This is a genomic window from bacterium (assembly GCA_036524115.1).
Taxonomy (GTDB): Bacteria; JAUVQV01; JAUVQV01; order JAUVQV01; family DATDCY01; genus DATDCY01.
Map to the genome: position 1 here is coordinate 1 of DATDCY010000299.1, position 11,810 is coordinate 11,810.

General features: G+C 74.3%; 12 protein-coding genes. 7 read left to right on the forward strand and 5 right to left on the reverse strand.

Translation table 11 applies throughout. From position 1 onward, the window contains the following. From VI078_14200 to VI078_14210, 3 genes are all read left to right on the forward strand, one after another. Window positions 1-1,735: diguanylate cyclase (locus VI078_14200; protein ID HEY6000436.1), on the forward strand; the 1,735-nt coding region annotated here is incomplete at its 5' end. Beyond that, the gene (locus VI078_14205) at window positions 1,732-2,046 is read left to right on the forward strand and encodes a SpoVG family protein (protein HEY6000437.1); all 315 of its coding nucleotides are present in this window, start codon (window positions 1,732-1,734) and stop codon (window positions 2,044-2,046) included. The genes VI078_14200 and VI078_14205, both read left to right, overlap by 4 nt. A gap of 196 nt (window positions 2,047-2,242) precedes the next feature. Further along, window positions 2,243-2,899 (forward strand): protein-L-isoaspartate(D-aspartate) O-methyltransferase, encoded by a 657-nt coding sequence (locus tag VI078_14210; GenBank protein HEY6000438.1) that lies wholly within the window; start codon window positions 2,243-2,245, stop codon window positions 2,897-2,899. A gap of 25 nt (window positions 2,900-2,924) precedes the next feature. Here VI078_14210 and VI078_14215 read toward each other — a convergent pair whose 3' ends face one another. Both VI078_14215 and VI078_14220 read right to left on the reverse strand, forming a co-directional pair. After that, window positions 2,925-4,451, reverse strand: a complete 1,527-nt coding sequence (locus VI078_14215; protein HEY6000439.1) for a DUF4388 domain-containing protein — start codon at window positions 4,449-4,451, stop codon at window positions 2,925-2,927. Between the two features lie 2 nt (window positions 4,452-4,453). After that, window positions 4,454-6,337 (reverse strand): response regulator, encoded by a 1,884-nt coding sequence (locus VI078_14220; GenBank protein HEY6000440.1) that lies wholly within the window; start codon window positions 6,335-6,337, stop codon window positions 4,454-4,456. Between the two features lie 150 nt (window positions 6,338-6,487). On the opposite strand from VI078_14220, the gene VI078_14225 reads away from it, so the two are divergent. The 4 genes from VI078_14225 (at window position 6,488) to VI078_14240 (ending at window position 9,598) form a co-directional block, all read left to right on the forward strand. Continuing rightward, window positions 6,488-7,078 (forward strand): hypothetical protein, encoded by a 591-nt coding sequence (locus VI078_14225; protein HEY6000441.1) that lies wholly within the window; start codon window positions 6,488-6,490, stop codon window positions 7,076-7,078. Window positions 7,079-7,113: 35 nt separating this feature from the next. Further along, on the forward strand, window positions 7,114-8,712 hold the full coding sequence (locus VI078_14230; protein ID HEY6000442.1) for a multiheme c-type cytochrome: 1,599 nt from the start codon (window positions 7,114-7,116) through the stop codon (window positions 8,710-8,712). 74 nt (window positions 8,713-8,786) lie between these two features. Then, window positions 8,787-9,323, forward strand: coding sequence for a MogA/MoaB family molybdenum cofactor biosynthesis protein (locus tag VI078_14235; protein HEY6000443.1), 537 nt, complete (start codon window positions 8,787-8,789; stop codon window positions 9,321-9,323). Then, window positions 9,314-9,598 carry a late competence development ComFB family protein gene (locus VI078_14240; GenBank protein ID HEY6000444.1) on the forward strand — a complete coding sequence of 95 codons (285 nt, stop codon included), beginning with the start codon at window positions 9,314-9,316 and terminating at the stop codon, window positions 9,596-9,598. The genes VI078_14235 and VI078_14240 overlap by 10 nt, the downstream gene beginning before the upstream one ends. A 170-nt stretch (window positions 9,599-9,768) precedes the next feature. On the opposite strand, the gene VI078_14245 is transcribed toward VI078_14240, so the two are convergent. From VI078_14245 to VI078_14255, 3 genes are all read right to left on the reverse strand, one after another. After that, window positions 9,769-10,989, reverse strand: a complete 1,221-nt coding sequence (locus VI078_14245) for a multiheme c-type cytochrome (protein HEY6000445.1) — start codon at window positions 10,987-10,989, stop codon at window positions 9,769-9,771. A 78-nt stretch (window positions 10,990-11,067) separates the two neighbouring features. Next, window positions 11,068-11,232, reverse strand: a complete 165-nt coding sequence (locus tag VI078_14250; protein ID HEY6000446.1) for a hypothetical protein — start codon at window positions 11,230-11,232, stop codon at window positions 11,068-11,070. Beyond that, the coding region (locus VI078_14255) for a uracil-DNA glycosylase (GenBank protein HEY6000447.1) at window positions 11,229-11,810 on the reverse strand (582 nt) is incomplete at its 5' end. The genes VI078_14255 and VI078_14250, both read right to left, overlap by 4 nt.

Here is an 11,810-nt window from a genome sequence, read left to right on the forward strand (position 1 = left end):
CAGCGTCCTGCTCGGCGCGGTGGCGACGGCCGCGGCGGCGGCGTTCGCGGCGGGGCACCGCGAGCGCCTGGATCTGCGCGACGAGATCCGCGGGCACGAGCTGCTGCGCAGCGAGGCCGAGGGGCTGAGCGCGCGCGGCGATGACCGCCGGCAGGCGCAGGTGCGCAACCTCACGCCGGAGGGGCGGCAGGCCAGCAGCATGAGCGCCGTCGTCGAGATGGACGAGAACCTCGACCGCGTCCTCGGGCTGGCGTCCCTGGCGCTGGGCGCGCGCAGCGTGGTCCTGTTCCTGCTGGCCGGCGCCGGCGAGCGTCTCGTGCTGCGGCGCGCGCACCCGGAGGACGCGCGCCGGGACCGCGGGGACGGATCGTCGCGCCAGGCGGGCCAGCCGGTGAACCGGGCCGTGGAGCTGCGCCGCGGCGAGGGGATCGTCGGCCAGGTCGCCCAGACGCGCCGCCCCGCGCTCTTCACGAACCTGCCGGCGGGGTCGCTGCAGCCGCCGCTCTACACGGACGGCACGCCGTCGCCGTCGGTCGTCGCCGTCCCCGTCAGCGAGGCGGGCGTGCTGCGGGGCGTGCTCTTGGCCGACGCCGCGGAGCCGGGGGCCTTCGCCCGCGAGCACGAGCGGCTGCTGGCCGGCTTCGCGGGGGAGATCGGCGTGCTTTTCGAGAGCGCGGGCGTCGCGGCCGGACGCATCCGGCGCGGCGACCGCTTCGAGACCTTCGCCGCGATCAGCCAGAAGCTCTCGGCGACGCTGAAGATCGACGAGATGCTCGGGGTGATGTCCGACCTGACGATGCAGCTGGTCCCGGCGGACCGCTGCGCGCTGTTCACGGTCGACCGGGAACGGCGCGAGCTGGTCCTGCGCGAGCAGCGGCACTTCCTCGCCGAGGAGCGCCCCGAGGTGGCCATCCCCCTCTCGGGGCGGATGATCCCGGTCTACGTCGCCACGCACGGCCGCGCCGTGCTCTTCACCGACCTCAAGGAGAGCCACCGCGGGGTCGAGGTCGTCCCCGGGGCGCCCGGGCAGGAGCGGATCCGCTCGCTGCTCGCCCTGCCGCTGCGCCATCCCAAGGGGCTGCTCGGCGTCTGGGTGCTCGCGGCCGACCGCCCGGGCAGCTTCGACGCCGAGCACCTCGACGTGCTCTCGGCCGTCGCCGCACAGGCCGCGACCCTGATCGCCAACGCCCAGCTCCACCAGACCGTGGAGCGTCTCGCGGTGACGGACGGGCTGACCGGTCTCTACAATCACCGGCGCTTCCAGGAGCGGCTCCAGGAGGAGATCGAGCGCGGCGACCGCAGCCGCGAGGCCGTGTCGCTGCTGCTGCTCGACATCGACCACTTCAAGCGGGTCAACGACACGCACGGGCACCCCTTCGGCGACACCGTCCTCAAGGCGCTCTCGGCGGAGCTCGGCCGGCTGGCGCGGCGGGTGGACTTCGTGGCGCGCTACGGCGGCGAGGAGTTCGCCGTGATCCTCGTCGGCACCGACCGGCGCGGCTGCCGCGCCACCGCCCAGCGCGTGCTCAAGGCCGTGCGCGCGCTGCGCGTCCCGGGCCCCTCGGGCGACTTTCGCTTCACCGTGAGCATCGGCGCGGCGACCTGCCCCGACGACGCGCGCCGGCGCGAGGATCTTGTGCGCTGCGCCGACCGCGCGCTGTACGCCGCCAAGGCGGGCGGGCGCGACCGCGCGGCCATGTTCCCCGAGGTGGACGAGGGGGTGCCGGCCCGGTGAACGTCACCGCCGTCCGCATCTTCCCCTTCGAGACGCGCGAGGCGGGCGGGCGCACCCTCGCCTACGCCGAGATCGAGATCGACGACGCGCTGCTCGTGCGCGGACTCCGCGTGGTGGAGTCGGAGAGCCGCGGACTCTTCGTCGGCTTCCCGGCCCAGCGCGTCCGCCGCGAGCGGCTGGTGGAGCTGGTCGTGCCGCTGACCCGCGAGGCGCGCCGCGCCGTGCGCGAGGCGGTCATCGCCGAGTACAAGCGCGTCACCGGCTGGCAGCCGGCCGCGCGTCCGCCGGCGGGGCACCCGGACGGGGCCTGAGGCCGCGGCGGGCTCGGCGGGCGCCCCGCCGGCCACCACGCACTTTGCACCCGGACCGCCCGGGGCGTATCTTGTCCGGTATCGGAGGATCCTGGAGGTGGCCCCCGTGCGCGTCGTGTCCTCGAGTGCCGCCGTGGCCCTCGCCCTGTGCCTCGCGGCGCTCGCCGTCCTCGGGCGCGGCCGGTCCGCCCCGGCGATGACGGACGGCGAGCGCTTCGCGGCGCTGCGCGAGGAGATGGTCGCCCGGCAGATCGCCGCGCGCGACGTCCGCGACCCGCGCGTGCTCGCCGCGATGCGCGCGGTGCCGCGCCACCGCTTCGTGCCGCCGGAACTCGCCGCCGAGGCCTACGAGGACCACCCCCTGCCGATCGGCGAGGGGCAGACGATCTCGCAGCCCTACATCGTGGCGCTGATGACCGAACTGCTGGCGCTGCGCGGCGGCGAGCGCGTGCTCGAGGTGGGCACGGGCTCCGGCTACCAGGCTGCGGTGCTCGCGGAGCTCGCCGGCGAGGTCTACTCGATCGAGATCCTCGCGCCGCTCGCCCAGCGGGCGGCCGCGACGCTCGCCGGGCTCGGCTACGGCCGGGTCCGGGTGCGCACCGGCGACGGCTACCTCGGGTGGCCGGAGGCGGCGCCGTTCGACGCGATCGTCGTCACCGCCGCGCCCGACCACGTGCCGCAGCCGCTCATCGACCAGCTGAAGATCGGCGGCCGCCTCGTCCTTCCCGTCGGCTCGTACTACCAGGAGCTGGTCGTCTGCACGAAGACGGAGGCCGGGCTCCAGCGGCGCAGCGTCGTCCCCGTGCGCTTCGTGCCGATGACGGGCGAGGGCGTGCGTCGGCGCGGGCGCTAGGGCCCGCCGCGGCGGCGCACCGCGGCTATTTCTGCAGGATGAGCGAGAAGAAGGCGCGGAACGCGGCGTGGTGGCCCGCCTCGTCGCCTTCGGCGTAGCCGGCCACGCCCCAGCGCACCGTCGGGGCGCCCGCCGCGGGGGCGGCGACCTCCGCCGGCGCCCGCAGCCCCGGGCCGGCGACCAGGAACGGCAGCCGCAGCACGGTGTCGCAGGTGACGCCGAACGGCGGCAGCGGCGGGTAGGCGGTCGTCAGGGCGATCCCGCCCACGGCGCCCGTGGCGAGCGACTCCCAGAGCGGGCGGTAGCCGCGGCCGCCGGGCAGCGCGTAGAGCACGAGCGCGGTGCCCTCGAGCACCTGGAGCGTGCCCACCGGCCCCAGCGGCGCGGCGTCGCCCTGCCCGAAGACGACCGAGGCGTCGATGCGGAACTCCTTGAGGCGCGAGAGCCCCTCGAGGAAGCGGCGCAGCAGCCGGCCGTTGTCGGCGACGAGCAGCACCTTGCCGCTCCAGGAGCGCTGGCCTTCCTCCCGGCCGACGCCGAGCTCGTAGCTGAGCTTGAGCGCCTCCTCGAGCGAGAGCAGCGGCTTGACGGCGCCCTCCTCGCGGGCCTCGGCCACGGCGACGACGGCGACGATCCGGCGCTCCACGAGCGCCTGCAGGGTCGAGCACAGCTCGAGGTCCAGCAGCGCGCTCTGGTTGAGCACGTCGTCGAGGCTCGTGAAGTACTCGAGGAGCTTGAGCACCTCGCGCGTGGCCGGCCGCAGGCGCTCCGGCGGCCCCTCGAAGCGCCGCACCAGCTCGAGGCGTGTGCCCGGCGGGGCGAGCGTGGCGCGCAGCCGCCGGACCTCGTCGAGCTGGCGCAGGCCCTCGAGGATCAGGTTCTCCCCGGGCCGGCGGATGAGCTGGCGCACCCCGACCGGCTGCGGGCGGAACTCGAACTTCCCGCCCTCCCACTCGAGCGTGCGGTAGAACGCCTTCTCGCCGCGGAAACGGCCGACCTCGGCGTCGATGACCTCGCCCTCGCTCAGAAAGAGCGTGCCGCGGCGCCCGTCGAGCTCCAGCTCGAGCAGTCCGGAGCGCCGGTTCATCCGCAGCACCTGGAGCAGGTCCATGAGGCTGATCTCGGTCAGCGTCCCGAGCAGCCGCTGCTGGTCGTCCGCGGCGGGGCGCGCCGTGCGCCCGCGCGTGAGGATGGCGTTGACGCGGGCGAGGAACTCCTCCTCGCGGATCGGCTTCTTGAGGAACTCGTCGACCGGGCGCAGGTACTTGCCGAGGTCGGCGGCCGTCGTCTCGCGGCTCGTGAGGAAGACGAACGGGACCTCGCGGGTGAGCGGGTTGGTGCGCAGCAGCTGGCAGAGCTTGAAGCCGTCGAGCAGCGGCATCTCGGTCGCGGTCACGATCAGCTGCGGGGGCGCCGCGAGCGCCTTGTTGATCGCGAGCGCGCCGTCGGTGGCGACGACGACGTCCAGGCCGGCGCGCCGCAGGATCGCCTCGGTCTCCCCGAGGACGGCCAGGTCGCTCTCGACGACGAGGACGGTGGCGGCCGGCGGCATCTTCAGCCGACCCTCTGCTGGAGCAGGTAGCGCTCCTGGAGCTTGCTCACCAGCTCCTGGGCGAGGAAGGGGTCGGCGCTGTGGAAGACGCGCCAGGCGTCCGCCCCGTCCGGGCGGCAGAGGCAGGCGTAGTAGCTGTACTCGGTGACGCAGATCAGGAAGCGGTTGGCGGCGATCTGCTCGTCGGTGAGGTACACCGGCGTGATCTCGGGGTGGCTCCAGCCCCCCGGCCCGCGCGCGCCGAGGCAGAAGACCGACGTCCGCGAGCCGGCGAGGCGCGAGAAGCCGGAATACGAGAAGGTCCCGGAATCCACGCTCTGCACGCCGAGGTAGACGAGGCCGCGCGTGCCGCCGAGGCGGCCGATCTCCTCGAGGAAGAGGTTGCGCACCTGGTCGATCTCGCCGCCCGTGAGGGTCAGCCAGTCGCCGACGGGCGGCGGCTCGGGCGTCTCGCCCAGGGCGAGCAGGTGGGCGAAGGCGTTCCAGAAGGAGCGCTCGTCGAGATTGAGGCGGCGCACGAGGCTCGCGCGGTCCTGGGCGAGCCGCTCGCGGGCCCGGCGCAGGATGGCCACGAGCTGCTCGCCGTCGCGGGGGTAGCTGGCCGCGCCCATCACGACCCGGGGCCGCAGCTCCCGCGTCAGGTCGACGGAGAAGACCGTGCCGCGCAGCGCCGCGCGCAGCCGCTTCATGAACATCAGCGAGCCGTAGTAGTCGGTCTCGGCCACGATCACCGCGAACAGTCCCTCCTCGAGCATCGAGACCACGTCGGTCTCGCGCGCGATCTCGAGGACCTTTGCCGCGAACTCCTTGAGCATCTGGCGCGCCTGGGACTCCTTGAGGGCCGCCTTGACCGCGCCGTAGTTGTCGAGCTGGATGACGACGGCCGAGAAGCTGCGCCCGTAGCGGTGCGCGATATTGACCTCCTTCTCGCCGGCCTGGTGGAAGTAGACGGGCGAGTACGTGGCGGTCACCGGGTCGAGCACGTCGCGGGCGGCCTCCAGGGCGAAGCTGCGGGCGTTCTCGAGCGCGAGCGCGCCGCTCTCGGCGATGGCGCGCGCGACGGCGACCTGGTGCTCGCGGTGCGGTGCGTCGTCGCGTCGCGGGCCGAGGACCGCCATCCCGCGGACCCGCTCGCCCACCCGCAGCGGGAGCCGGAAGCGGTGTCCGCCGCCGGCCGACCCCTCGGGGTGCTGGCCGCCGTCGCGGTCTTCGAGGACCGCCCGCCCGCGGAAGAACTGCTCGCGCAGCGCCGGGGTGGCGAAGCCCGCCTCCGGCCGCTCCAGGCGCACGTCGTGGATGCCGCGCCGCGCCGCGAAGACGAAGGTGTCGTCCTCCTCGCGGTGGAAGAAGAGCGCCGCCCAGGCCGCGCCGGTCTCGCCGGCGAGCAGGTCGAGGAAGTGGTCGATCACCCGGTCGGTGTCGAGCATCGCGAGCAGCTCCAGCCCGCGCCGGTGCACGCGCAGCTGCTCCGCGAAGAGGACGTTCTCCCCCGCCAGCCGCGAGCGCTCGCGGTCCAGCGTCTGGCGCTCGATGAGCGTGCGCAGCAGCAGGAGCAGCTCGTCGCCGTCCACCGGCTTGGTCAGGTAGTCCGCCGCCCCGCGCTTGAGCGCCTCGACGGCCTTGCGCAGCGACTGCATGCTCGTGATCATCACGACGTCCTGGCGCGGGTTGGCCGAGCGCACCGCCTCGAGGAGGGCGAGGCCGTCCTCGGCGCCGAGGACCATGTCCGAGATCACGACCTCGCAGGGCTGCTCGCGGTAGAGGCGCAGCCCCTCGGCGACGCTCTCGGCGTGGGCGACCTGGTAGCCCTCGCGCGTCAGGAGCTGCTCGTAGAAGGAGGCGTAGAAGGCATCCTTCTCGACGACGAGTATCGTCCCCCTCGACACGTCCCTTCCACCCTCCGGCCCGGCGCCGACAACCGCCGCACGACCATAGCACACGGGCGCGGGGGCCGAAAAGGCACCGCCGCCGGGCCGCCGGCCGCGTCCGCGCCGGTTGCGCTGCGGCCGTCGGGGCACTACAATTCCGCGATTGCCATGGGACAGGAGCAGCGACGGCACCCGGCCTACCTGCGCCCCGGCGGCCGCTACTGGCGCGCCGTGGCGGCGCTGGCCTTCTTTCAGGCACTCTGCTGGGGCGGCGCGGCCGCGCTGGCTTGGCTGATCATCTCGCCGGAGCTGGCCAAGGACTACTTCTCGGCGCACCACACCGTCAAGGCCGCGTCGCGGCTGGTGGTGCCCGGGCTGGCCGTCGCCGCGGGGGCCGGCCTCGCCGTCGCCGTCCTCGGCAGCGCGCTGAGCATCTGGAGCTACTCGCGGCGGCTCTTCGCCTCGCTCCGACCCGTTGACGACCTCCTCCACGAGGTCGGCGCCGGCAGGGTCCCCGCCCCCGGCGCCGGCGGCGGGAGCACGGGTGCCGCCGCCGAGGCGGTCGCGACCCTCGAGCCGCTGCGCGCGCACGTGCAGCAGCTCCAGGCCCAGGTGCGCGACCTGCAGAAGCTCTCGCTCGACCTGAACTACCGCTCCAGCGGCGGCGAAGTGACGCTGAAGGACCTGCGCGAGCTGGCGGCGCGCCTCGACGCCCTCGCCAGCGGCCTCGGCCGCAGCGCGGGGTGGTTCGAATCGTGAGGCGCGTCCCGGCGCCCGATCGGACGGCCCGGGAGATGCCGCGCAGGCTCGTGAGGCCCGCCGCGGGGTCCGCCCGCGCGGCAGCGATCGCCAGCGTCCTGGCGACTCTGCTTGCCGCTCCGGGCGCCGGCGGCGCAGGCGTCGCGCCGGCGGACCCGCACGTCTTCATGCGGGACCCGGCGCGCTGCACCGACTGCCACGAGACGGCGCCGCAGCGGGGCCGCGACGACCACCTCTCGGTGACCTTCAAGGACACGATCGTCAACCTCTGCAGCACCTGCCACCAGGACGAGCACCACCGCGAGGAGCACCCGGTGGAGATCCGCCCGGAAGGCGCCGTACCCGACGACCTGCACCTGGACAGCACGTACACCGTCACCTGCGCGACCTGCCACGACCCGCACGGTCCGGCCGAGGCGGACCGGCCGTACCTGCCGCAGACCCTGCTCGAGCGGGTCGCCACGCTCGCGCGCCCGGGACGGCGCTACCCGACGCGGTTCCTGCGCCGCTCGAACGCCTACGGCGAGTTGTGCTTGGCCTGCCACCCGGCGGGGCCCGTCACGGCGGACGGCGAGTCGCTGCGCTCGGGCGCGCCCGTCTTTGCGGACTACGTCGGCTCCGCGAAGTGCGCCGAGTGCCACCGCGCGATCTTCGAGCAGTGGCGGCTCACGCTGCACGCGACCAACTTCCGTGACGCGACGAAGGACCCGAAGGCCATCCGCGGCGTCTTCACCGACGGCGACACCCAGCCCTTCCCGAAGGGGCAGGTGCTGCGCTCGGTCGGCGAGCACTGGACGCAGCGCTACCTGGTGCAGGGCAAGAAGGAGCTGATGGTTGTGCCCGACACCTGGTCGATCCAGACGGGCGCCTGGGTGCGGGAGGGCTCGTTCAACCGCCCGTGGCTCAAGTACTGCGCCGGGTGCCACGTCACGGGGCTCAACCCGTTCGACGGCAGCTCCTTCGAGCTGGGCACCGGCTGCGAGGGGTGCCACGGGCCGGGCCGGCGCCACGCCGAGAGCACCGACCAGACGGAGATCGTCAACCCGGGCGTCCTCGTCGAGACGCGGCGCGACATGATCTGCGAGTCCTGCCACACCGCGGGCCACGACCGCAGCGGCAATTTCCGCTACCCGGTGGGGTACCGCCCCGGCGAGGACCTGATGCGCTACTACCGCGGCCTCGTCCCCAAGCCGGGACAGGACGTCTCGAACTACACGGGCGACAACACGTACGAGGACCGGCACCGGCAGTTCCTCTACGCGATCTCGCGCATGAACATCCTGACCGGGGCGACCTGCGACGTCTGCTCCGTGGGCCGCCAGCCCACGGCGGACCAGGAGGGGAAGAACCCGGAGTACCGCCTGTCGCCGGACGAGATGTGCGGCACCTGCCACCTCGAGATCAAGAAGGACCAGCGGGCGCACGCCGACCACGCGCCGGAGGCGGCCGGCTGCATCGACTGCCACGTGCCCGCGCTGGACGCGACGCGCACGCGCTACAGCATCCACGACCACAAGTTCCAGTTCGGCCCGCCGAAGCCCGAGCACATCGCCGGGGGCGACCCCTGCCAGGGGTGCCACGAGCGGCGGCGGGTGAAGGCGAAGGGCCCGGGCAAGGCGCTCGCCAGGCACTGACGGCCCGGGGCGGCGCGATTGATCGCGTCCGGCCCCCGGTGTATATAGGGCGCACGCAAGGAGGGACGGCGACGATGATCGGGGCGGCGGTGATCACGGCCAGCGACCGCTCGTCGCGCGGCGAGCGCACGGACGCGAGCGGTCCGGCGCTGGCCGCGCTGCTCGGGCGCATCCCGGCGCGCCTGGCAGGGATGTGCGTCGTGCCCGACACGGTGCGCGACATCCGCGACGCGCTGCGCTCGTTCCTGCGCGACCCGGCGGTCGCGCTCATCGTCACCACGGGGGGCACCGGCGTCACGCCGCGGGACGTGACGCCCGAGGCGGTGGCCCCGCTCATCGAGCGCGACCTGCCCGGCCTCGCGCTGGCGCTGCGCTGGGGGAGCTACCGCCATACGCCGTTCGCGCTGGTATCGCGGGCCGTGGCGGGCTTCAACGGCGAGCGCCTGATCGTCACGCTGCCGGGGAGCCCGCGGGCGGTGGACGAGTGCTTCGAGATCCTGCTGCCGGTTTTCCGGCGGCTCTTTGGCGACAACGCGGCCCCCGCGCCCCGCGCGGCCGGGGGCGGGGAAGGGGACGCCCGGAGCTCCCGACGGAGAGAGAGATGGCGCTGATCGACTTCCACGACATGGACGAGCTGAAGAACCGCAACGAGGAGCTGGTCTGGGCGGCGGTCGAGGCGCTGCTGGCGGCGGACCCGAAGCTGTGCCGCTGCCGCGACTGCATCCTCGACACCGCAGCGCTCGCCCTCAACCGCCTCGCGCCGCGCTACCAGGTCTACTCCTTCCACGACAACCACCCCGGCGACGACGCGTCGATCGAGGGCCAGGTGCGGGAGGCGGTGGCGGCGGCGTCAGCGCAGGTCGCCAAGCGCCCCCACCACTTCTAGCCGGACGCCGATAAGGGCCCGTCTGCGGCGTTGGACTCCTCCCGCCTCCCTGCGGCGGGCACCAGCCCGCCTCAGTCGCCGGATCGTCGTCCGCCTTGCATCCGGACCCTTCTCGGCGCCCGGCTGTGTCGCCCGTCGGGCGAAAGGCCCGGTGTCCTTGAAGATCGTTCCTAAGGAACCGGCGGTTTCGGAGGAGCGCCGGCGCGGCGCCTGAAGTAGCGCTGCGCGTGCGGGGCGAGCTGCTTCAAGTACGGCTCGTAGGCGAAGGTCGGGCTGTTCTCGCTCGTGTGGCAGCGGCGACAGATCGCCTCGGAGACGCCGGCGCGGATCCGCCCCCTGCCGCGGTGCTCGCGGCCGAAGCCGTGGCAGGCCTCGCACTGGACGTTGGCGAGGTCCACGCCGCCGCGCCGGCCCGGGAGATAGCCGCCGGGCTCGCCGAAGGCCGTGACGTGGCAGCGCACGCACTCCGGGTTGAGATCCTGCTTCTTGCGCACGAGCGCCGCCATCGCGCGGGCGTGCCCGCTGGCCGACCATTCGCGCAGCTGGTCGGGGTGGCACGTCCCGCAGGCCGGGGCGCCGACGTACGGCGGCTCGGCGGGCAGCGGCGCCGGGGGGGGAGCAGCCGCCTGCTCCGCGAGGTTGCGCGCGCGCAGCTGCTCCCGGTGGCGCTCAAGCAGCGCCGCGAGCCCCGGGTCGTCCGGGATGGAGGCGTCGAGCTGCACCAGTTCCCAGGCGTAGACACGGGTGGCGGCGCCCTTGGCGTTGGCGCGCTCGATCCACGGGCCGCTTGCCCCGGGCGCGACCTCCACCTCGAGCCGGCCGAGCCGCATCCCCTTGGCGCCGGAGTGCAGGATGAGCGTCGATCCCTGGATGCGGGGGACCGGCGTGAGCGCGCGGGTGTGGCCGCCGAGGATGACGTCGATCCCCGGCACCTCGCGGGCGAGCCGCTCGTCCTCCTCGAGGCCGAGCTGCGAGAGGGCGATCACGAGGCGGCACGTCGGCCGCAGCTCCGCGACGGCACGCCGCGCGGCCGCGAAGGGGTCCTGGACGGTCGGGGCCGGCCCCGGCCGCCGGGCCAGCGTCGGCGGCGCCGGGCCCGTGACCCCGAAGATGCCGACGCGCTGGCCGCCGATCTCCTTGACGACCCAGCCCGGGAACAGCGGCTTCCCCGCCGCGTCGACGACATTGGCCGAGACCAGCGGCACCCCGGCGCCGGATGCGGTGCGAGCGAGCAGCTCGGGCGGCAGCAGCAGGTCGGCGCGCCCGACGTTCACCGCGTCCGTGCCGATGGCGCCGAGCCCCGTGAGCATCGAGGAGGCGGTCAGCTCGACGAGCGGGACGTTCGCCGCGTCCTCGAGGTGCCTGAGGAAGCCGTCGCCGGTGTCGAGCACCAGCAGCGGCGTGCCGGCGCGGCGCTCGCGCGCGATCCAGGCGGCGCGCCTGGGCAGACCGCCCAGGAGGCTGGAGCTTCAGCCGCAGGGCTCGAGGTAGCCGCTGACATCCCCGGTGAACGCGACGGTCAGGCGCAGCGGTCCCGCCGCGCCCGCGGGCCTCGCGGTCGTCGCGACCATGGCCGCGGCGAGCAGCAGCGCAACCGCCAGGCCCTTTGCCGTCGGCCCGGGCGCGCGTCTCACCCTCCGCCCTCCGTCTCGGCGCGCTGCGCCGGGGGGCGCAGGCCCAGCCGCTCCATCACCAGCTTGAGGTCTTTCCAGGCGGTCACCTTCTCGCCCGGGGAGCGCAGCAGGTACGAGGGGTGGAATGTCGGCAGCAGCGGCACGCCGCGGTACTCGAAGAAGCGGCCGCGCAGACGGCCGATCGGTTCCTTCGAGCCGAGCAGGGCCTGGGCGGAGAACTTCCCGAGCGAGCAGATGACTTCAGGGCGGACCAGCGCGATCTGGGCGTGCAGGAAGGGGAGACAGACGGCAACCTCGTTTGGCTCCGGGTCGCGGTTGCCGGGCGGTCGGCACTTGAGGACGTTGGCGATGAAGACCTCCCCGCGCGCCAGCCCCATGCCCGCGATCATCTTGTCGAGGAGCTGGCCGGCCCTGCCGACGAACGGCCGCCCCTGGGCGTCCTCGTCCGCCCCGGGCGCTTCGCCGACGAACATCAGGCGGGCGCGCGGGGCTCCTTCGCCGGGGACCGAGTGCGTGCGCCTGGCGTGCAGCCCGCACCGCGTGCAGGCCGCGGCCGCGGCCGCGACGGCCTCGAGCGT

Coding starts and splice junctions, on each gene's coding strand:
- VI078_14210 (HEY6000438.1), top strand. CDS start 2,243: ATGACGGACGGCGAGCGCTTCGCGGCGCTGCGCGAGGAGATGGTCGCC.
- VI078_14215 (HEY6000439.1), bottom strand. CDS start 4,451: ATGCCGCCGGCCGCCACCGTCCTCGTCGTCGAGAGCGACCTGGCCGTC.
- VI078_14225 (HEY6000441.1), top strand. CDS start 6,488: ATGGGACAGGAGCAGCGACGGCACCCGGCCTACCTGCGCCCCGGCGGC.
- VI078_14230 (HEY6000442.1), top strand. CDS start 7,114: ATGCCGCGCAGGCTCGTGAGGCCCGCCGCGGGGTCCGCCCGCGCGGCA.
- VI078_14235 (HEY6000443.1), top strand. CDS start 8,787: ATGATCGGGGCGGCGGTGATCACGGCCAGCGACCGCTCGTCGCGCGGC.
- VI078_14240 (HEY6000444.1), top strand. CDS start 9,314: ATGGCGCTGATCGACTTCCACGACATGGACGAGCTGAAGAACCGCAAC.